At 39.2% G+C, this 21,898-nt stretch carries 19 protein-coding genes; 8 read left to right on the top strand and 11 right to left on the bottom strand.

The genetic code is table 11. The annotated features are described in order from the left end of the window. Positions 1 to 6: 6 nt before the first annotated feature. The 6 genes from XEN7305_RS09210 to XEN7305_RS09185 form a co-directional block, all read right to left on the bottom strand. A complete protein-coding gene (locus XEN7305_RS09210) occupies positions 7 to 1,008 on the bottom strand; it encodes an MvdD family ATP-grasp ribosomal peptide maturase (protein WP_006509130.1) in 1,002 nt (333 codons plus the stop codon). Between the two features lie 139 nt (positions 1,009 to 1,147). Continuing rightward, positions 1,148 to 2,125, bottom strand: a complete 978-nt coding sequence (locus XEN7305_RS09205; RefSeq protein ID WP_006509129.1) for an MvdC family ATP-grasp ribosomal peptide maturase — start codon at positions 2,123 to 2,125, stop codon at positions 1,148 to 1,150. 53 nt (positions 2,126 to 2,178) lie between these two features. Further along, on the bottom strand, positions 2,179 to 2,487 hold the full coding sequence (locus XEN7305_RS09200; RefSeq protein WP_006509128.1) for a microviridin/marinostatin family tricyclic proteinase inhibitor: 309 nt from the start codon (positions 2,485 to 2,487) through the stop codon (positions 2,179 to 2,181). Positions 2,488 to 2,750: 263 nt separating this feature from the next. Further along, the gene (locus XEN7305_RS09195) at positions 2,751 to 4,292 is read right to left on the bottom strand and encodes an NAD(P)/FAD-dependent oxidoreductase (protein ID WP_006509127.1); all 1,542 of its coding nucleotides are present in this window, start codon (positions 4,290 to 4,292) and stop codon (positions 2,751 to 2,753) included. Between the two features lie 9 nt (positions 4,293 to 4,301). Beyond that, the gene (locus XEN7305_RS09190; protein WP_006509126.1) at positions 4,302 to 4,631 is read right to left on the bottom strand and encodes a hypothetical protein; all 330 of its coding nucleotides are present in this window, start codon (positions 4,629 to 4,631) and stop codon (positions 4,302 to 4,304) included. A 192-nt stretch (positions 4,632 to 4,823) separates the two neighbouring features. Next, the gene (locus XEN7305_RS09185; protein WP_006509125.1) at positions 4,824 to 5,951 is read right to left on the bottom strand and encodes an FAD-binding oxidoreductase; all 1,128 of its coding nucleotides are present in this window, start codon (positions 5,949 to 5,951) and stop codon (positions 4,824 to 4,826) included. Positions 5,952 to 6,067: 116 nt separating this feature from the next. Here XEN7305_RS09185 and XEN7305_RS09180 point away from each other — a divergent pair, with 116 nt between their 5' ends. The 6 genes from XEN7305_RS09180 to menD all read left to right on the top strand — a co-directional run bounded on the left by XEN7305_RS09180 (position 6,068) and on the right by menD (position 11,118). Then, complete coding sequence (locus XEN7305_RS09180; RefSeq protein ID WP_006509124.1) at positions 6,068 to 6,988, top strand: glycosyltransferase family 2 protein; 921 nt, start codon at positions 6,068 to 6,070, stop codon at positions 6,986 to 6,988. A 109-nt stretch (positions 6,989 to 7,097) separates the two neighbouring features. Next, positions 7,098 to 7,433, top strand: a complete 336-nt coding sequence (locus XEN7305_RS09175; protein WP_006509123.1) for a YMGG-like glycine zipper-containing protein — start codon at positions 7,098 to 7,100, stop codon at positions 7,431 to 7,433. Between the two features lie 63 nt (positions 7,434 to 7,496). Further along, a complete protein-coding gene (locus XEN7305_RS09170; protein WP_006509122.1) occupies positions 7,497 to 7,823 on the top strand; it encodes an HdeA/HdeB family chaperone in 327 nt (108 codons plus the stop codon). Between the two features lie 581 nt (positions 7,824 to 8,404). Continuing rightward, positions 8,405 to 8,647 (top strand): Asr1405/Asl0597 family protein, encoded by a 243-nt coding sequence (locus XEN7305_RS09165; protein ID WP_006509121.1) that lies wholly within the window; start codon positions 8,405 to 8,407, stop codon positions 8,645 to 8,647. A 31-nt stretch (positions 8,648 to 8,678) separates the two neighbouring features. Beyond that, positions 8,679 to 9,251: a ferredoxin gene (locus XEN7305_RS09160; RefSeq protein WP_006509120.1), complete on the top strand. Its 573-nt coding sequence runs from the start codon at positions 8,679 to 8,681 to the stop codon at positions 9,249 to 9,251. 118 nt (positions 9,252 to 9,369) lie between these two features. Then, positions 9,370 to 11,118: a 2-succinyl-5-enolpyruvyl-6-hydroxy-3-cyclohexene-1-carboxylic-acid synthase gene (menD, locus tag XEN7305_RS09155; RefSeq protein WP_006509119.1), complete on the top strand. Its 1,749-nt coding sequence runs from the start codon at positions 9,370 to 9,372 to the stop codon at positions 11,116 to 11,118. A gap of 16 nt (positions 11,119 to 11,134) precedes the next feature. Here the strand turns inward: menD and XEN7305_RS09150 are convergent, their stop codons facing one another. After that, entirely contained in the window at positions 11,135 to 11,782 is a 648-nt protein-coding gene (locus tag XEN7305_RS09150) for a response regulator transcription factor (RefSeq protein WP_006509118.1), read from the bottom strand. Positions 11,783 to 12,183: 401 nt separating this feature from the next. Between XEN7305_RS09150 and XEN7305_RS09145 the strand changes: the two genes are divergently transcribed. Further along, positions 12,184 to 12,786 (top strand): nitroreductase, encoded by a 603-nt coding sequence (locus tag XEN7305_RS09145; RefSeq protein WP_006509117.1) that lies wholly within the window; start codon positions 12,184 to 12,186, stop codon positions 12,784 to 12,786. 15 nt (positions 12,787 to 12,801) lie between these two features. Here XEN7305_RS09145 and ligA read toward each other — a convergent pair whose 3' ends face one another. From ligA to XEN7305_RS09130, 3 genes are all read right to left on the bottom strand, one after another. Further along, entirely contained in the window at positions 12,802 to 14,838 is a 2,037-nt protein-coding gene (gene ligA / locus XEN7305_RS09140; protein WP_006509116.1) for an NAD-dependent DNA ligase LigA, read from the bottom strand. 25 nt (positions 14,839 to 14,863) lie between these two features. Continuing rightward, positions 14,864 to 16,840 carry a hypothetical protein gene (locus XEN7305_RS09135; protein WP_006509115.1) on the bottom strand — a complete coding sequence of 659 codons (1,977 nt, stop codon included), beginning with the start codon at positions 16,838 to 16,840 and terminating at the stop codon, positions 14,864 to 14,866. Between the two features lie 199 nt (positions 16,841 to 17,039). After that, the gene (locus XEN7305_RS09130) at positions 17,040 to 18,572 is read right to left on the bottom strand and encodes a mechanosensitive ion channel family protein (RefSeq protein WP_202951256.1); all 1,533 of its coding nucleotides are present in this window, start codon (positions 18,570 to 18,572) and stop codon (positions 17,040 to 17,042) included. Positions 18,573 to 19,068: 496 nt separating this feature from the next. Between XEN7305_RS09130 and XEN7305_RS09125 the strand changes: the two genes are divergently transcribed. Beyond that, entirely contained in the window at positions 19,069 to 20,766 is a 1,698-nt protein-coding gene (locus XEN7305_RS09125; protein ID WP_238568954.1) for a bifunctional diguanylate cyclase/phosphodiesterase, read from the top strand. 24 nt (positions 20,767 to 20,790) lie between these two features. Here XEN7305_RS09125 and XEN7305_RS09120 read toward each other — a convergent pair whose 3' ends face one another. Beyond that, positions 20,791 to 21,714, bottom strand: coding sequence for a Sll0314/Alr1548 family TPR repeat-containing protein (locus XEN7305_RS09120; protein WP_006509112.1), 924 nt, complete (start codon positions 21,712 to 21,714; stop codon positions 20,791 to 20,793). Positions 21,715 to 21,898 lie beyond the last annotated feature (184 nt).

Here is a 21,898-nt window from a genome sequence, read left to right as displayed (position 1 = left end):
ATCATTCTAGCACTTAGCATCTATGAACTTTAATTTTTTTGAAGTGAGCAGAAGATCGGCAATTGCTTGGGAAATAGGCAAACCAGGGCATCGTTCAAGCCAGAAAAATTCTCCTACTGGGTTAATCTCTAGAAAAACATGGCGACCATCAGGGGTGAGAATCAAATCAATAGCCCCATAGTTTAAACCAAAGTAATCCATTAAATCTAGCAACTTAGTTTCTACTTCTGATGGTAGTTGATATCGTTGCCAATCTCGTAACAAAGCAATCCCTTGTCGTCGCCAATCAGAACGAGCTTTTGATAAACGTTGAGAGTCGATAGAAGCCGTAAATATTTGTTTACCGACAATCGTTGTCCGCAACTCCAGAGCCTTGGGAATCTGCTCCTGGAAAGTCATGGGACAGAAGCATAGACCTTCTAAATTTTCCAAATCTGACGGTTTAACAGGGTTAGTAAACACTACCTGCTCACGTCCCTGGGAATCGTAGATCGCAAAGGAAGAAAGCATTTTGGTAATTATTCCTCCTGGGCATTCTTGGGCAAATTCTCTGACTCGTTGCGGGTTATTCGTGGTTAGAGTGCGGGGAATTTCAAGATTTAGGGCTTGGGCTACTTGGAGCTGAAGCTGTTTATTTTTTGCTTGTTCGACATTAACTCGCGAATCGAGGTGAAAAGCCTGGAGACTGGCAATCATTCCGAAAATGGTTGCACGAGTTTCTCCAATCGAGGCTTGCCTGATTTGAGGGTCCATTGTAGTGGGAATCATGCCTCCTGGAGCAAATCTTCGATACCAAACGGCGGACACTTCTTTAAGATCTAGTTTTTGTGATTCATTGGCCAGAATCAACTGCTTTTCTCCCCGGCTATAATAAACCTCCAGGCTAATCTCGGTAGGAAAGCGATCTGTATCAAAACGAAAGGCTTTGCCACCTTGTTGCTCAATTGCTCTGCTCACCAAAGGTATGCTTTCATTATCTTGACTGTGAGTAATAATCAGAACATTCATAACAGGACTTGGCAAAATTAAGTTAATTGTGAGGTAAAGGTTTTAGGTATTGGGTGTTAGGTATTGGGTATTGGGTGTTAGGTGTTAGGTATTAGGTATTGGGTGTTAGGTATTAGGTAAATCCCGAAAAGGGATAAATTCAATTCAATAATGCTTTCGCGATCGCATCAGAAATAGGCAAATTCAAATCTCGCTCCAACATGCCCCATTCCCCTGTGGGATTCACTTCTAGAAAAATATACTCGCCATTGGGCTTTTGAATTAAATCGATCGCGCCATAGGTTAATCCCAATCTAGTCATCAATGAATTTAGTTGCCCAAAAATTTCTTCTGTTATTTGGTGAGATTCCCAGGGGCAATCCTCGGGACTAATATTTCGCCAATCAAGAGTTTTCCCGTCATAACGAGATGCCTCCAAGGCCCCGACAAAGAGCTCTCCTGCGACATAGATGACTCTTAACTCACAGAGCTTGGGAATTTTTTCTTGAAAAACCATTGGACAATAACGAAGAGTTTCTGCCTCTGCTAAATCTTGTTCCTGGACAGCACTGGTATACATGAACAAAGAGGATTTCCCCATACTATAGGAGAGCGGAGTTAACAACTTAGCCGCCATTGACCCCTCCAATTCTTGGAAAAATTGTCTTGCCTCAGTGGGGTCATTAGTGACTAGCGTTTGGGGAATGGTAAGCCCGACTTCAGCAGCGATGCGCAGTTGCAGTAGCTTGTTCTCCGCTTCTCTAATTCTTGGCAAAGCATCGACCCAGCGCAGTTTATGGAGGCTATCCAAAAAGCCATCGAGTGCGGCTCTAGATTCTCTAATAGATCCTGACTGCAAATGCGGCTCCATTTGGGGATTCATTTTTGGCTCCCAAAGTCTACGCATCCACACAGCTTTTACTTGTTCTGTACTGATAGAGCGATCGCCATAGCGAATTTGATGCTTCAATCCTGAATTACTCAATCTAGCAGAGAGTTGCACCTCTAGAGGAAACAGATCCGTATCAAGGCGGAAAGGAGATGCCCCCCGTTTAGATAGAGCTTGAGCAACTTTATCTACAGTAAAGTAATCTCCGCTGTGGGTAAGCAATAAAACAATATCCTGGGAGCTGCTCATCTTTGGGGTTTAATTATTAGGGCATAGGGCAGAAGGCTTAAATTTTGACAGACTTAAGGTGAACCGGAGGGATCTTCTTGGTCAGAAGGAAATTTTAACGTCACAGGAGGCCCAATAACTCCTTCTTCATTGTCAGAAGGGTATTTTAGCGTCATAGCAATTTCTTCGTCGCTGTCAGAGGGATATTTTCTCGTTTCGATTCCATTATTGCCTGGACAGTCCATGCCTCCATAGATCAACTCGGTTTCTTCTTCCGTCAGCGACTCTAGTTGTCCTTCCAAGTAACGAACAAAAAAGGGCACGGCTTTGAGATTGGACTCTTGCCGATTATCATTAGAGCTGTTTTTATTGTCAGACATCATATTGACCTCGACTTATGGTTAATTTGATTGGTTAGGGTTGGCTTCACTTAAAGGTGAGTTCGATAGACTTCATCAAGAATCAAGTGGGGTTTGGTCAAAGGAGAAAGCGGTCAGATCCTGCGCCGCCGACATAATTGATTGATGAGTATCATGTTGGCTGATTTAGCTTTATAACAAATCTATGTCATCTCCAAGACAAATGTCTGCGAGAAAAAGTAATTTGCTTCCGTCGACTTCAGTATTATTTAGTAATAAGTAATAATTTATAACCCAAGATCTTGAAGCATCTTCAAATGTTGACCAATAGGAGCCAAGGTATTTGCGGCGATCGCACCACTGGCAGCCACTGCAGGTAGGCCAATGCCAGGGAAAGTAGAATCCCCACAACAGAGCAAACCCGATACTGGTGTTGTCGCACCGGGAAATAGAGCCTTGCCTGCTGTGATCGCGGGGCCATAGGAACCATGATGACGTCGCAAAAATCTACTATGGGTCAGAGGTGTGCCAACTAACGTAACCTCGCAGCGATCGCGAATATCAGGAATCACTCTCGCCAAACCTTGCCACATAATCGAGGCACGAGCCGCTTTTTGTTGTTGATATTCAGGACTATTGCGCTTTAGTCCCTGCCAAAGTTGATAAGGCTCATTCCCAGGAGTATAAACATGAATTAGATGTTTTCCTGGAGGGGCCAAAGCAGGATCGAGCACCGAAGGAATGGAGACAACTACAACATTTTGAGGCGCACTGACTCCTTGTTTCCAGTCATTCACCACAATATAGTGACATTGCAAATCTGAGGGCAAACCTGTGGCATCGATGCCCAAATGCAAATGCAGAAAGCTTTCGCATTCAGGAGTAGCAGCTCTTGCCTTGACAAAACTTTGGGGTGCGGCATCTTGGGGCAAAAGTTTCAAAGTATCCCAAACCGAAGCATTAGAAATGACTGCCTTGCTAGCCATTATTTCCTTACCATCACGCAATTTTACCCCTGTGGCGCGCTTATTTTTAACTATAATTTCTGCCACATGACTATTGAGTAAAAGCTGACCGCCATTTTTTTCTAATCCTCTCACCAAGGCATCAACCACGGCACCACTACCACCGAGGGGATAATCTAAAACCACTCCTGGTTTGTACCATTCAGCAAACATAAAAGCCATTTCGGCTCCACTAGTTCCAGATGCCGGTAACCCAGAAAGCAGAAAGCAAAGCAGATCTAACCAGTTGCGAATGAATTCATCTTGCACCACACCATCCATGATCTGACTAAAAGGACCTGTTAGCCGAATGATATTGGGAGTATGCCAAAGGGTTGCCGGTAAATATTGGGCGATCGCGATCGCCGCGGCCCAATCGTTTCTAATCGCTAAAGGGGGAATGGCATTAACTGCCTCAGATAGCGGTTCCATGACTGCTTGCAAGTTGCGCCATTCTTGAACTGCTGTGGCCCCCCGCAATCTTTGCAAAACAGTACAAAAATCCTCAGCACCCACAACCGTATTAAAGTCGCCTTCTGGGAGCAAACAACCCCAAGTGTCATAATTTACCCAGGTCACATCTTCTGCGATCGCATCTAAGACTTGCTTCAACGGGTTAGTAGAAGGAGAATAGGACATTCCCGAATATAACGAAGGCCCAGAATCAAATTTATAGCCCTTGCGCTCAAAACTATGGGCTGCGCCCCCTGGGATAGAATGGCTTTCGCAAACCAGGACATTTAAACCATATTTAGCGAGCAGGGCAGCGCAACATAAACCTCCAATGCCACTGCCAATTACGATTACTTCTATCGATTGTTTCATATTGCAATTTTAAGTGACAAGCATTGCCAAACGTTCCTTAAAGGAACCAACAAAAGATTTAATATGAGCAACAGTAAGCATATTATTCCATTTGGCAATCATACGTTGTTTTTTCGTCTTAGGAAAAACAATCGACGCCGAAATATCAGAGACTTCTGTTGATTCTACTTCTTTTTTTAGACATTCCAATAAATATACAACTTCGCCTAAAGACAAGCAATCAAAAGCTAGTTCATGGTAATTTATCCAATCTTGAAACTCAACATTGGCAGGGTGAGGATTAACCTTATGATGTTCGCCAATTTTCTCTACTGGTAATCCTGAGCTTACGTTAGTCATTTGCAGATCTCTCCTGTAATATTTCTCGCTATAGACTATTATTTAGCCACGTTATTTATAGTTCCCTTTTCTAGTTTTAAAAACCCACTTTTTCGGACTTTAAGATGTAATTAATTGAGAAAATAATTGGATCTTGACTTGTATTAAAAATGAATTTTTTTGTATTAAAATATCCACTATTAATAAATAAACTTAACGAGCTGCCTGCTTGGCAAAACGTCTTGCGATCACGGGAGCAAAGACTAAAGTACTGGTAAAACCGGTAAAAAGATACAGCCCCGTTACAGATTCGACAGGTTCCACATTATCAATTGGGCGATCGCTAAAAGCGACCAGACAATGGTGGCAAACTCCATAAATATCACTCAGTTTCGGTAAGATGGGAGTTATCTGACGACGAATTTGGGATTCGGCAAGCTCGAGATTAAAATCAGTTTGGGGGTCAGTTGCGATCGCGCTGATTTGACCAATGCAGAGACTGCGATCGCGAAACTGAACGACTCCCGAATCTAAAATAGATTGAATTACCGTCGGCTCTGGTTGTTCCCAAGCACCACGAGATTCGAGTTCCTGCGCTGTGGCTTCGAGGCTAAATCTTTGTTGCGCCGCCGGCATTATGATATTTTTCAACTCAAAATCGACAGGGGCAGTCTTGATCAATTGAGCATGGGTAAAATAGGTTTTTGTCTTAATCCCGAGCTTTTGTAATAGAGAACGAGTAAGTCCTCCTGTGGCAACTACAGTATTAGCCGCATGATAGGTATTTTGCTGAGTAATTACACCTTGAATCCGATCGCCTTGACGAATCAAATCAATTGCGGCTTCATATTTTATAATTCCGCCATGACGAACCAAGGCATTTTGGTAGGCTTGACTAGTTTTTTGGGGATGAATATGGGCATAAGGAAATCTCAGAACACCTGCGATCGCATCTGGATTGAGCAAGGGCTCCAATTCACAAGCCTCTGGAACATCCAATAGTTGAGGCGTAATAGCAAAGCGATCGTGACTTTTGGCAATCTGCTGGAGATCATCTTGTTGATTAATAGTTAGGAGTAAATCTAATTCGCGAAATTCTGTCTCCCCAGCTAGTTCTTCCCCCAGATGACGATGTAACTCTAGACCTTCTATCCCCAATTGACGAGTCGCATCTGTGGTGCCTGTCCAATAGGCCAAGCCACCATAGCTATAGAAAGTTGCATTATCAGGAATGGGATCTTTTTCCAGCAACAAAACCGAGAATTGTTGTTTGCTGAGTTCGTAGGCTAAAGCTGAACCTGTAATGCCTGCACCAATAACAATCCAATCATAATTTTCCACTCTATAATTATTCCTATAAATGAGTTTTTAGAATCGGGAACAATAATACTATATTAATGTTATTCACTTAAAAACAGTTAATATTAAGTTCTCCAACAACGACAGGTTATAGTTCCATGCTAGTCTCCATTTGCGTTACCACTTACAAACGACCTCAAGGATTGCAGAGATTATTGCAAGGTCTTGCCCAACTAAGGTTTGAGAAAATAGCTCGTCCTGATATCGAAGTCATTATTATCGATAATCATAATCAAGGTGAAGCAGCAAAAGTCTGCCAAGAAATGCAAGCAGATTTTCCTTGGATTCTCAAAACCGATGTCGAATTGCAGCAAGGTGTCACTTATGGGCGCAATAAATCTATAAGCCTGGCCAATCCCCAAACAGATGCGATCGCAATTCTTGATGATGATGAAGTGCCTGTTTCCAATTGGTTAGACGAGCTTTTGTGGGTACAACAAGAATATCAAGCAGATGTAGTAACAGGGACAGTTCTACCCCATTTTATGGAGAAAGAACCTGCTGACTGGGTTATGAAAAGTGGCTTTTTCAACCCACCTCGTTCTCAAACTGGAGAATCTAGGGAAGTTGCTTTCACGAACAATGTCTTAGTAAAAGCTGAAATTTTACGACAATATAATCCTGTTTTTGATAATCGTTTTGCTCTGACAGGAGGAGAAGATACTTATTTGTTTATGCAAATTTATCAAGCTGGTTATAAAATCGTCTGGGCTGATGATGCGATCGTTTACGATTGGCTACCAGCTGATCGCACGAAACCAAAATGGATTTTAGAAAGATGTCGCCATTTATGGTCAACTCGCAGTCTCTCAGAAAAAGAACTCTACCCCTCTTGGGCCACAAAAGCTATCAGAGCCTTAAAAGGTCTGGCATTGATCCTGATTGGCATTGTCGGGCTTCCTTTTTCCTTATTTTGGGGAAGACAAGGCATTTTTAAATCCCTAATGTATATTTACAAGGGAACAGGAACTTATCTCGGATTAATGGGAATCAATCGCCAGGAATATAAAGGAGTTTGATTATGTTAGTTTAAATTTACTAACAGTCTCTTACCGTAATATACTGTCCATGAAAAATTGAAAATAATAAATTCATAACAAACATTTGTAGTGAAGGATAATTAAGCAATTGTCAAAAAAATTAATACTGATAATTAGCATAATTGGCTTAGTTCAGCTCGTTAGTAGCGGTCTGGCTTTAGCGCAATCGCGCTCAGAATGCGAAGAATATGCCAGAGATTATGCAAAACGCAATAGTCGCAATCACACTTTGAGAGGAGCTGCTGGAGGGGCTGCTGGAGGAGCCTTAATAGGTGGAATATTTGGTGATACGGGAAAAGGAGCTGGCATTGGAGCCTTAGTTGGGGGATTAAGCGGAGGTTCGAAGAAATCTTCGGACTATCAACGTCTACACGATCTAGCCTACGACGATTGTATAACAGGGCGAGTAAACCCACGTAATTAATATAAAATTACTTACTTATTTTTTGATACTTTAAGAAAATTATTTGAGAGAACAACAAGGGTTATGAATCAATTAAAATGGATCTGTCTGTCTACAGCTTTTTTATTAGGTATCCCCTCCGCAAATGTTTACGGACAGAGTGAGTCTGTTATCGAAAATTCTCCAATCATCAGTATAGAAACTCTCAATTGTAGAGATTTGCTGAAGCTCAAAGATAATGACCAAGAAGCTACATTGGCTTATTTTCATGGCTTTTTGAGAGGCAAAAAAAACGAGTTGACTATTGATGTGGTGAAATCTGGTGAGGTCTCCGATAAGGTGATGGCTCACTGTATTGAAAACTCTGGTGACTCCTTACTTGGTGTATTTGAACAATACTTCAACAACTAAAATCAAAGATGGCAAATCATAAATTCACTCATCACAAAATGTGTCCCCATAAGAAATATCTACTTCTTTAGGTTAAGTAGCGCTAAACAAGTAATGATCACAACTTGGCAAAATTAAGTTAATTGCGGGTAAAAGGTTTTGGGTGTTAGGTATTAGGTGTTAGGGAAATCCCGAAAAAAGATGAATCCAGCAATGATAAACATAAAAACTCTTTATATCTAAAAACTTTTGACTTCTCTTGGTGCGCGCTCCTTAGACGAGGGAACCTCGTCAGGGACGCACCGCTTTTGACTTTTGACTTTTGACTTTTGACTCTTGACTTGCGCGTAGCGCCATAACAGAATTTTTTAAATCTCAACGATTAATTTATATCGTTACTTTTGTATGACTACCGGATATTGAAAATTTCCTCATGAAAATAAAAAGAAATTATTGACAATTATTGCTATTTACTCAAAGATACTGCTACAGTATGAATAATTAAGTTTATTGATAATTAAAGTCAATTGTGAGTTCTGCATTTCACGGCGGATTCGAAAAGTCGATTGAGGAAGAAAGATTATAAATATAGATAAAATACTATGATAATCAATAAAGAGTCACAAAATGTAACCGTAGAATGGTCAGAGCGTTGGCAAGTATATCATCGACTTCAATCCCTAGAAATTAGTTGTTCCTGCCGGATAAATGAGCCATTGCAGGCAGCTCCCGATAGTCCTCAGCAAGCAATTCAATTATGGAGTATTGTGAAGCAGGTGACTAGCAACCGTCATGAGTTAGTTGATTGGCTGAATCAATGTTGGCAAATGAAACCTTATCAGTAAATGCAAATAAAATTTATTAAGAAGTGACATTATGACTACAATTCAACCGTTGGTATCGGAATTCACTATTGTTGGTAAATTAGAAGATCTTGTCATTAAGTCGGACAGGTCCATTAAGCATCTACAACTGTCAACAAAAAAAGAAGAATATTCGGTTAAAGTTGCCAAAGAACTTCGTCATCGTCTTAATGACCAGCTCAAACCTGGCTGCTGGTTGAAAGTTACAGGAATGCGAAAATACGAAATTCACAAAGGACAAGTTAAGTACAAAGCCTACAAGGTAGAATTGCTTCCCAAAAAATCATTGTCAAACTTCGCGTCAGATGGTTTGGTAACTTCAAACAACACTAAACCCAAAGCTAAAGTATTATTTTGTAGCAAATCAACTTGTTGGAAAAAAGGAGGAAAATCAGCTTGTAGAATGTTGCAAACTGAATTGGAAAATCGAGGAATTGCCGATCAGGTGCAGGTTAAAACTGTTGGCTGTCTCAAACAATGCAAGAAAGCACCCAATATAGTAGTAATGCCCGATAAGGCCCGCTATCAGCGTGTGAGTCCAAAGCAGGTTCCTTTATTGATTGAGAAGCATTTGCTAGTTAACTAATAGGAGTAAACTGACAGCACAAGTAACTTAAAAGTTTGTCTCTCCATGAAAAATTGACTATTGACTCATAACTGTTTACTGTTAACTGATAACTGTTTACTGTCAACTGAAAGGGGCGATGCTCGATTTTCGCAATGTCAATACTCTCTGGAGTTCAATTTTAGTTACAACTTTAGTGAAACTAGGTTTAAAGACTGCTGTTGTTTGTCCTGGTTCTCGTTCTACTCCTTTAACTGTCGCCTTTGCCAATAATTGCGAGGTGAGAACAATTCCTATTTTGGATGAACGTTCTGCGGCTTTTTTTGCTTTAGGGGTAGCAAAACAAACTTATTTACCAACTATTTTAGTCTGTACTTCGGGAACAGCTGGTGCTAATTTCTACCCAGCAATTATTGAAGCAAAAGAAAGTAGAATCCCTCTGATTATTCTAACGGCCGATCGCCCCACAGAGTTACGGAATTGTCATGCAGGGCAAACTATTGATCAGGTAAAATTCTATGGTAATTATCCCAATTGGTATGCCGAATTAGCTATTCCTGAAACTAATATGGGGATGCTTCAGTATCTGAGACAAAATATTATTCAAGCTTGGTCAAGATCGCTGTTTCCGATCGAGGGAGTTGTCCACCTAAATTTACCTTTTCGCGAACCTTTAGCTCCCATTGCCCAATCAGCAGTTCAGGCTCTAGAACTAGACTTTCCCACAGAAGATTTTTTGGCTCATGTTTCTGTGCCTAAATACTCTAAGGTTGAGTCAATATCTTGCTCCATACCAGATTTTACGGCAACTCAAGGCATTATTATTGCAGGTTTAGCCCAGCCTGAAAGTCCAGAATTATATTGTCGAGCGATCGCCTTACTGGCTAATAAACTAAATTTTCCCGTTCTCGCAGAAGCCTTATCACCTCTACGCAATTATGCAGATTTAAATCCCCATCTGATTGTTACTTACGATCTGATTTTAAGAAATAAAAAGATTGCAGAGCATTTGACTCCCGAAGTAGTTATCCAGCTAGGAGAACTTCCCACAAGTAAAATACTCAGAAATTGGTTGGAGCAATATAATAGACCTCGCTATATTATTGAATCTAACCCAGAAAATTTTGATCCATTACATGGTAAGACAATACATTTGCGCAGTTCTGTGAGCGATTTTGCTCATAACTTGAATTTGGCATTAGATAAGAAACTCAATAATCAATATTTACAGCAATGGTTAAACTTGGATCTGCAATCAAGAAACGCGATCGCAGATAAACTGAAGTCCTTAGATATTCTCTATGAAGGCAAAGTTGCCTGGCTCTTATCTCAACATTTACCACCTCGAACCCCTTTGTTTATTGCCAATAGCATGTCAGTGCGAAATATGGAGTTTTTTTGGCAACCAAATAACAAAAATATCAAGCCTTACTTCAGTCGTGGAGCCAATGGAATCGATGGGACATTATCGACAGCATTAGGTATTGCCGATAATAATCAGGCCACAGTATTACTTACAGGAGACTTAGCCTTATTACATGATACTAATGGCTTTCTAATGAGAAATAAATTCCAAGGCCATTTAACAATTATTGTAATTAATAATAATGGTGGAGGTATTTTTAATATGTTGCCAATTAACTCATTCAATCCTCTTTTTGAAGAATACTTTGCCACTCCTCAAGAAGTAGATTTAAATCAGTTGTGTATAACCTATGGAATAGAACATAAATTAATTAATAATTGGCAACAATTAAGTGACCTACTAGGTACCCTACCAACAGAAGGGATTAGAGTTTTAGAAATACCCACTAATAGGAAAACGGATGCTTATTGGCTACAAACTAATCTATGGGAGATAGCTCAAAACTTGGGTAATGGGTATTAACTTAACGACGAGAGTGTCAAGCCATATTGCTTTCAATTGCCCAACGAGCCAGCTCGGTGCGGTTATTGAGGCTTGTTTTGTTGAGCATATTAGAAACGTGACTTTCAATAGTACGCTGGCTTACATTAAGTTTTTCGGCGATTTCTCGATTGGCCATTCCCTTGGCTACTAACTGAACTACCTTTAATTCTGTAGGCGTTAACTCTACATTATTGGGAACCTGAATAGTTGAGCCTCCATCCTTGCCCAGAATTCTTCCCTGAGATAGACGCTTAATCTGTTTTAAGGACGACTCCACTTGTGCCACTAGTTCTTCTGGCTCAAAAGGTTTTACCATATAGACATCAGCCCCTTCATTTAGACCTTTTACTCTGTCTTGGCTCTGTCCTTTCGCCGAGAGAAACAATACTGGGATCGTATTGGTCTGAGGCTCTTGCCTAATATGCTGTACCAAAGAATAGCCATCCATTTCCGGCATCATCACATCGCAAATAATCATGTCAGGAATATTTTGGTCGAGAACTTCTAAAGCTTCTCTGCCATTTTCAGCTGTCACGACATTATAGCCTCGGAATTCCAGGTAATCTTTGACCAGCAAAATTAAGTTGGGATCATCATCAATTAGCAGAAGTTTTTTATTATCTTTTTGAGAGCTATCTTTCATAGGTATTACTATATTATTAATCTAAGTGCTGTTAGAGTAAATTAGATTTTTGTATGCCGATGGTTAGTCTGCGCTTGAATAAGTTTATGTAAACAAGATGTTTCAATTAAATTTAGAAATGAACATATTTGCTTACAACAATCGTACATTTCCCAAGATTACAAAGTAGGTAATCGGTGTCTATTACTAGTTTTTAACTGAGTTTTTCCTCGTAAGCTTTCTTTTGCGATAATAACCTCTAGTTCTAATTACGGCAAAGGTTTTACTATCGGGTGATTAATAATACTTGAATCTTTTCATTTTTATTCTTTTTTGTAGATCCTATACCTGTAAGTATAATTACGGAAAGTAGGTTGCAAAGATTAAAAAATACTTTATTCTTTTTTGTTTACGTAGTAATCATGAGTTTTCCTTCCGAACAAGTAAATAAATTGATCCAATCTCGTCGTTCTACTAAGCCTCGTTATTTCAACGGTGAGAAAATTGCCGATGAGATAGTCTGGCAAATTTTGGAAAATGCCGGTTGGGCTCCCACTCACGGCTTAACTCAACCTTGGCGATTTAAGGTTTTTACTGATGATGGGTTAGAAAAATTAGCTAATTTTCAGGCTGATCTGTATCAAAAACTAACAGCTGAAGAGAATTTTCGTTTGGAAAAGTATAATCGTCTGAAGACAAATATACTTAAGTCTTCTCATGTTGTCGTAATCTGTATGGAGCGTCAAAAATCCGAGAAAATACCGAGAATCGAAGAAATTGAGGCTGTAGCTTGTAGTGTTCAAAATATGGCGTTAACTGCGACTTCCTATGAGATTTGTAGTTTTTGGGGATCTGGAGGTGTTACTTATACTCAGGAGTTAAAGGATTTTTTGAATTTGGGAGAAAAAGATCTTTGTTTAGGATATTTATATTTGGGTTATAGTGACAATCCTGCTACTGCAAGTCGGCGTGATCCCATTAAAAACAAAGTAGAATGGGTTGATTCCGTGAACAGTGGTCAGTAAACAGTTAGCAAATTGTTACTTGTTTAGTAACTCTAAAAGTTGTTGTTCTGTTAGTTCGGAAATACCTAAATTGCGGGCTTTGATTAGTTTAGAACCGGCATTTTCTCCTGCTAGTAAATAGTCAGTTCTCTTGCTAACTGAACCTGTTACTTTTCCCCCAGCTTGTTCAATCAATTCTTTGGCTTCATTTCTTTTTAAGCTGGGCAAGGTTCCTGTAATAACAAAAGTTTTGCCTGAAAATATTTGAGTAATATTAGATGATTGATCGTGATCAAAATTAGAAGTATCAGATCCTGTAGCAAATTGTAAATCTGCGGCCTGTAAGGCTTTTACTAATTCTTGATTAGAATTATTTTTAAACCATTGAAAAACTGATTGGGCAATTTCTTCTCCGATACCATAAACAGCTTCGAGATCATAAATAGATGCTTGGGCCAGTTTTTCTATGTCAGGAAAATTTTCTGTCAGTATTTTGGCGTTAACATTCCCTACATATCGAATACCTAAACCGTATAGAACTCTTGCATAGGACTGCTGTTTCGACTCTGCGATCGCATCTACCAAGTTCTGAGCAGATTTATCCCCCATCCTCTCTAAACTGGCAATTTCTGTAACCGATAATTGATAAAGATCGGCGATCGATTTGATTAAATTACTATTAATTAAGAGGATTGCGATCCTTTCTCCCAAACCTCTAATATCTAAGGCATCACGAGATGCCCAATGAACTAAACTTCCTCGTAAAATAGCAGGACAGGAACTGTTAACACAGCGGGTTACGGATTCTCCTGGGGGACGAGTTAATTGGGAATTGCATTCGGGGCAACTATTGGGCATTTGATAAGCCACTGTTTGAGCTGGCCGCAAATCCGTGATTACCCTGAGAACTTCGGGAATGATCTCTCCTGCTTTACGTATAACTACGGTATCGCCGACACGAATATCTAATTGGGCTACGCGATCGCTGTTATGCAGGGTAGCTCTTTGGACTGTGGTCCCCGCTAATTGCACTGGCTCCATAATTGCCATCGGGGTGACAGCACCAGTCCTACCCACATTGACAATAATATCTTTGACAATTGTGGGCACTTCTTCGGCAGGATATTTAAGTGCGATCGCCCACCGAGGAAATTTTTGAGTAAATCCTAACTGTTTTTGAAGAGCATAGTTATTTAACTTAACAACAACCCCATCTGTCATATAGGGCAAATCATGTCTTTTGCCATCCCAGTCGGTAAAATATTGTGCAACCTCTTCTAGAGACTGACATAGTTTGCGGTGAGGATTGACCAAGAAACCCATTTTTTGCAGTAATTCTAGAGAATCCCATTGATTATCGAGACGCTCTTCTGGCAAATGTAGGGTATAACCAAAAAAGTTTAATTTGCGCTTAGCAACTATTCGAGCATCCAATTGCCGCAGAGTACCCGCCGCCGCATTACGAGGATTAGCAAATAGATTTTCTCCAGTTTTTGATCTTTCTTGATTAATCATGGAAAAAACATCGAGAGGTAAAAAGGCTTCTCCTCTAACTTCGACTATTGGGGGTGGATCTTCTATATTCAGCTTAAGGGGAATTGTTTTAATCGTGCGTATATTCTGAGTGATATCCTCGCCGGTGATGCCATCACCACGGGTAACCCCACGAGTCAAAATACCATTTTCATAGGTTAACGCGATCGCAGAGCCATCGATTTTTAGCTCACAAACATATTCAAACTCAACAATATCTTCTTCTAATTGTCGTCGCCATTTTTGCTCCCATTTGCTCAACTCCGACTGATTAAACGCATTTTCCAGGCTATAAAGAGCAATATTATGTTTTACCGAATTAAATTGAGCTGCAGGCTCTTCCCCTACTCGCTGAGTCGGGCTGTCAGAAGTGATTAATCCAGGATATTGGCTTTCTAACTCCTGAAGTTGGCGATATAAGCGATCGTATACTGCATCTTCCATAATAGGATTATCCAGCACATAATAAGCATATCCTGCTTTTTGCAACTGCGATCGCAGTTGCGTCACTTGCCCTCGGAGCTCTGAAGTCACTCTCATAAATCTACTGGTAACTGATAACTGATTATTGTTCGTCTTCTGCTAAGACAATAAGTTTATCATCGGCTGCAAGCTCGAATTCGGTATTTATATGAGGAATCAAACGGATACCAAACATTTTTTCCTTATTCGTTGTTTCTGAGACAATCCTCAGTCCCATACATAATTCACCACGAGATTGAGCGGCCAAAACACAATCACCAAAACTCACCTTACTCAATTGTTCAGGCAAGAAATAAAGAGAGACAGGCTTGAGATACAATTCACTACCTTCAGCACGAAATAAATCGTTATAAATATCCATGGTCTCAGGCTCTTGGGATACTTGAGCCAAAATTTTGGAGACAAATTGATTGGATAATAAAAAGTCTTTTACCCCAGCCTGAACAACCAACTCCGTATCTTGAGAGTCAATTATTTCGGCAATTAATTGAGTTTTTACACCCTGAGTATTTAAGCTACGATGTTCTCGCAGAACTTGCTGAATCCCCAGCAAAAGAGTCAAGGTTTTGGCATCAGTTTCTTCTGCGCTTCTCCCCCGCAGTGCCATAATCGAAATGCTATTGTATTTGTGTAGATCAAGTTCTTTAAGTTGAGATAAGGAAATAAGGTCAATCTCTAATAACTGGAAATTAATTTTGGGATAGGCATTAGTAATCTCTTGGAATTGTTGCTTAATATCTTCATCAAGCTGATTCGTCATCAATGTTAGTTGGGAATCTTCTGTGAGATAGAAGGCATATTCTTGTAAAGCTAGAGCAGTTTTATTATTCCAACCAATAATAAGGTGATTCTCTTGGGGTCGGACAAATTTTACTTGTTCTTGCCGACGAAAATTTTTCTGAGAAACTGAGACTATTGGTTTGATTGTAAAATTAATCGTCGAATCATCTTCGGCGAGGATCACAATGTCATCATTATCTTGTAGCCGATAATTAATATCTGGATTTAAAGTAAGATTGCCAGCTGAACTTCTGATTCCTAAAGGAGTACATTCTGGAAAATGGAAAGGTAGTTGACCAAAAGTTAAATTATGCCAGCCAGTATCCGGGCGGTAAAAATAAAATTCATTTCCTTCAAACCCTACAAGATTTAAGTAAACGGCAGACAAACCATTATTACGAGAAGTTTGGACGAGAATTCTTGCTAAGACATCTGATTCATTTAAGGTTGTCACCGAACCAGGCGCGATCGCTTCTGCTAGTTTACGATATTGTAGAGAATGAATCTCGACAACCACAGAAGGAATATAAGCTTCTTTATTCTGAGCTTTTGTGGCAACAATAGCTAGCAATGATTTAATGATTTTTGAGTCAGATGAAATCTTAAATTCTTCCGAATCTAAACTTTTAGCCTCGTTCAAAATTATTACTGTTTTAGCACTTTGAATGCCAACCTTTTTTAGATTAGAAATATTGGAAATTCTTCCAGTACGAGTCACGAGTCTAGTTGTTTTAGTATTGACTAAATTATCTCGCAGAAAATCATCCATTTCTTCCTTATCTTTGTCCGATAATATGACAATTACGGCATCATCTTCTGATTCATTAGCAATAATTAACTCTTTAATAATATCAATAATACGACTATTAAATCCCAAAATCAAAGTATGATTTTTCTCGACAACAATACTTTTGCCCTTACGCAATGCCGCAAGCTTAGATTCAAATTCTTCTGTGATAAAAGCAACCAAACTGGAGAAAAATATCAGACCAATAAAAATTGTCACCACTGTAACAATTTTAACGATAAAATTAGCGTCTTCTTCTGTAGATCTTAATCCTATTAGTTGGATCAGCACTTCCCAGGGCAAATCATAATATTCACTAGAATAATTAGGGAAAACTAACTCTGCACCATAACGGATTATCAGCATGAGAACAAATGCTGCAAAAAAAGCCGATAATAATGCCAGAAAAACTGCTAGTCCCCCCTGGGACATAAAGTTATCAAATTTATATTGCAGACGCTTGCGCCAAGAGAAATTTTGAGAAACAGACATTCAATTAGGTTTTAGGTTCTAGGTTTGAGGTTTTAGAGGCTAGGGCTTGAAGGTTAATTAGAGGTTAAGGATATTGATAGTATTAATGATGCTAAAGGATAATTGAAAGCACATAAAAAAGCTTCCCATAATTTTTAAGATTTATAGGAAGCATTAAAACTTTTAAGTATTCGATTTGTGATAACTATTTAAAGCGTCCCTACTGGGAAAGGTAAGATTTCCTGAGGTGCCACATAATTTCACGATACAATTCATCCTTGACTCGATTCCCCCTTTCACAATGTTCGAGCTTCATATCATCCACAAAAAACCTAATGATGAACGATTTTGATGGGTCTAAAAGTGGCCCACCCATAATCTTAATTTCGTCTACCCAAATCTTGGGATATTGCCATTCTGTTTGGGAACGCTTAAAACTATCATGAAGCCAGAGGATAGAAGCTTGCAAGTCATCATCTAATCTAGTTTCATCAGCGGAGATACTGGTAAATCTGCCTAGCAACTTATTGCACTTTATCTTCAGTACATTGATTTTCTGCTCCCATTCATCAGGCAGGATTACTTGATCTTCTCTTAGTAAATCAGGATCTTTTAACCAATATCCGTACCAAGCACGCACTTTGCCAATTAAATGGTCGCCCCCGAATTGAGTAGGATCAGCTTCTTCAAGAACCCATTTTTTGCCTCTAAATCCTTTTTTTTCAGATTTAGCCACTAAACCTATGATCTGACAGATATCGATAAAATCACTACGGATAATTTTGATTTCAGTTTCATCCAACCCAGCATCTTCAAACTCATCGATCTTTTCCGATAAATCGTCAAAAGCTCGTTCAATTTCTTGTAGCTTATAATTTACTTCTTTTTCTGCCGAAAGTCTTTGCAACCCAGTCTTTCTTTTCTCTTCCTGCCTAATTCCCGGAGAAGAAAAACCGTAATATCTTTCTAAAACCTCTAGTTTTCTTTCAATGGGACCCATGGTATCTGGATGAGCCAAAACCACATTTTCTAGGACTTGCATTACCTTTGCGGGATCTGCAGCAGCTGGAGTGAGTATTTTGAGCGAATCATAGTAATGAGGTGTCGGACGAGTTAGATTAACAATCGGTTGTTTTTCAAAAACTGCGTTGGGCAGATACATATCACTATGTTCGCTAATAACATAAAGGTGAGTGACCCTCAATCCGATTTTTCTGATAATTGCGCGATCTCCTTTAGGCGGCAGAGAAACCACATCCCCAAACTGAAAAGGAGTGTCCACTAGCAATACTAATCCGCTTAGGAAATTGGCTAAAACATCTTTGAAGGCGAAACCCAAAATAAAACTAGCACCGCCAATCGCAACCCATAATCCAGCGACATTAAAACCCAATGTCTGAAAGAAAATGGAGCCACCAATAACCCAGATTAGGATAGGAGCTAAAGTTTCCACAATCGGGATAAAGACATCATCCCATCTCGCTTCAGACTTTTCCGCATAGATTTTTAAGTAGTAAATAATGACCTGCTTGAAAAGTTGTCCTACTGTATAGGTTGCGATAATCACGGCAGCGGCCGTACATAATTTTTGAACCCAAACATCTATACTTTCTGGCTCAATTTCCTGTAGTAATCTCGCAATCCCCAAGAAAAAAACGATTAGTATAAGAGGCTTGCGCAGCACTCTAAGTGTACTGAGCCAGATATCACTCGAAAGTTGGCGGAACCAATATGCCAATGCCCAATAAGTCATTGCATATATAATGAAAACAGCGCCCCCCAGCAATGCCAGGGATTCTAAAAATTTAATCATTCCAGGATTCATTGTCGGAAATTTGATTGTTATAAATCAGGCACAACCGATTTAGTAACTCTGATTAATTACCTAAAGATTATAACTGTTACAACTATTCGTAGAATGTTAAATAAAGTTTGCTTCCGACGATAACACAATATTTTTAGTTGATTTTCTTCGCAAAACTTAACTTTTGGCTAGTGGTCTTGACTGCCAATTCCCAACTAAGATGAGAGTCTGGCTAAGAAATGGAGATTTCTGGGTATGGGATTAGAAAGAATTTGCTAATGAGTCTAGGTTGCAAAAAAATGTAACAAAAATACAAAGAGAATGGATATTAGTTAATAATTTGTCAAGGAGTCCTCATTTACGGGGACAGAATCAGCATTCACCTGCTCGTCAATAATATCGCTATTATTTATATCTGGAGTCCCCTATGGGTAGGTTTCTGCATGTGCTTATTTTAGAGGATTCTCAAGATGATGCAGAATCATTGGTTACCGAATTAGAACAAAATGGTTATCCGACAATTTACCAAAGAGTGGATAGTCGGGGTGCGATAGAAAAGGCTCTCAATAGTGACATTGTTTGGGATGTTATTTTGGCCGATTATTATCTCAATCAGTTTGACGCTATTACTGCTTTACAGTTATTCAAAGAATATCAACTTGATTTACCATTTATCATAGTATCTGGCAAGACTGGCGAGGATATTGCGGTCGAAGCAATGAAGGCCGGAGTTCATGATTATATCTTTAAGGGTCAACTAGCTCGTTTAGTCCCAGCAGTAGAGAGAGCGTTACGAGAGGCAGTTCTGCGTACAGAATATCGCAAGGCCCAGGAAAGACTCAGATATTTGGCTTATTATGATTTATTGACAGGTTTGCCCAACAGAACTCTGTTTTTGGAGCATTTATCTCGACAATTGGCTCAAAGTCAGGAAGAAATTGCAGCTCATCAAGAATGTTTTGCTGTTTTGGTTATTAGTATTGATCGTTTTGATGTCATTAAATATAGTCTTGGTCATGATCTAGGGGAACAACTTCTTATTGCGATCGCAAAACGTCTGGAAAAATTCCTGAGTAATCAAGATGTTGTGGCTTGCACTGGGACCAACGAATTTGCAATTCTACTAACCAATTTGGACAATCCGAGCCATGCTTTAAAGAAAGCAGAAGATATTAATATTCATCTCACAGTTCAGTTTCCGCTTCAAGAAACAACTATATTTTCTACTTTTAATATTGGGATTGCCGTTAATACAATTGATTATGAAAAACCTGAAACTATGTTGCAGGCCGCTGATACTGCAATGCATTCGGTTAAAAATAATTTTACCAATAGTAGGGTTTTTTACAATCCCCAAATGCATACCCAAGCTTTGGAAAAACTACAATTGGAAAATGACTTGCAGCAGGCAATTAATAATAAAAAATTACATCTCAATTATCAACCAATTGTTTCTTTAGTAACAGGAAATATCGAATGTGTAGAAGCTTTGGTTAGATGGAACCATGATTATTTTGGCAATATTTCCCCAGAGAAAATAATTTCCTTATCAGAAGAGACTGGATTAATATTGCCTCTTGGTCAATGGGTTTTAGCTGAAGCTTGTTCCAAGCTAGTGTCTTGGCTTTCCCAGTTGGCAAATCGAGGTCTTTCTTTAATTATGAGTATTAATTTGTCGGGAATTCAGTTATCGCATCCTGATTTATTGTTTCAAATAGATCAGATAATGCAATCATTAAAAATTTCAGGAACAAATCTTAAATTGGAGATAACTGAGAGCACTTTGATGCATAATACACCCATGGTATTTAAAGTGCTGGAAAAGTTAAAGGAACGAGGTATTTCTTTATGTATTGATGATTTTGGGACGGGTTATTCTTCCCTGAGTTATCTGCGTTATCTTCCTGTGGACACTGTCAAAATAGATCGTTCTTTTATTAGTCCTCATATTGATCATAAAAATTACGATATTCTCAAGGCAATTATTAATTTAGTTCATAGTTTGGGCTTAAGTGCGATCGCAGAAGGAATTGAAACCAAAACGCAACAAGATATTTTGCTCAGTTTAGGCTGCGAATACGGACAGGGATACCTATACTCTTGCCCTCTTCAAGAAGAGGATGTTTTGTCTTTATATGATTAGTTTAGGCTAAAGTGACTAAAGCATTTATTTGTTGGCGGTTTCTGCTTTAATTTTGGCAATTCTTTTATTGGTTTGGTTTAATTCCCTTTTTAAGGGCTTGACGATAAATTTTGGTAATTGTGATTCTTGCTTAATTGCTCTTGAAAAATAATCTAAGGCTCTTTCTAGTATGGGGATACTATTTTGTTGTTTGCCCATATTTTTTAAAATTTGACCTTTAAGATAATAATGCTCTGGATTATCAGGTGCAATTTCTAGAGCCTTATCCGCAAATTTTAAGGCGGTTTCATAGTTTTCCAAATCTCGATAGGCAACGGCGATTCCTCGATTGACTAAATAATTGGGAGCCGCATAGGTTTTGAATCTGGTTATCGCTTGTTCTGGACTGGAAAAAGGAAGATTTACCGCTAATAGCAAATCCATATAACCCTTGATCAAATTCAATTCGGGATCATTAGGGTCAGCCACTTCGGCAGCGTCAAAATATTTAAAAACCAGTTGTAATTTTTGAATTGCGCCTAGAGGGCCGTCTTTTTCATAAATATAGGCTCCGTCTAAAAAATGTCCCACAGCCAAATAAAGATTGCCTCGCAAAGGGTCAGTTTTTTCTAGCTTCTCTGCAACTTCTAGGGTTTTTTGGGCATAGGTATTCAGAGTTTCCCAATCTTCTTCGGTAAAGGCTAGAGAGGCTCTTAAAGTATAGGCAAGAGGTTCATTTGGCTCTTCAACCTCGGCAATTTTTAAAGGTTCTAAACTGCCAAAATAATCTCCGAGCACAAACAGAGTATTGAATGCTTCTTCTGTATGTTCTCCAATGTCTCGGGCATTATCAACTCGGAAAGGATCAGCCGCGATCGCAAAACTACTGAAGCTTAAAGTAATTGCAGAGGCAACGGATAAAACAGAGGTATATTTTCCGATTTTACTTATTAAGAATTCTTGATTCATTATTGTTATTAACTAATATAACATTGGGACTTGCCGAAAACTTTCTCAAAGTGACATTAACATAATTGACGCTAACATAAGATTTAAGTTCCGCCTAGATAAGACTAGGTAATGAGCAATAAATCCCTTTATGGCTATTTCTTCTTCCTCATCCCTCATCCCTCATCCCTCATCCCTCATCCCT

The sequence above is a fragment of the Xenococcus sp. PCC 7305 genome (assembly GCF_000332055.1).
GTDB lineage: Bacteria > Cyanobacteriota > Cyanobacteriia > Cyanobacteriales > Xenococcaceae > Xenococcus.
The sequence above is the reverse complement of the archived record's forward strand: the minus strand, read 5'-3'. Positions and strand labels throughout refer to the sequence as shown.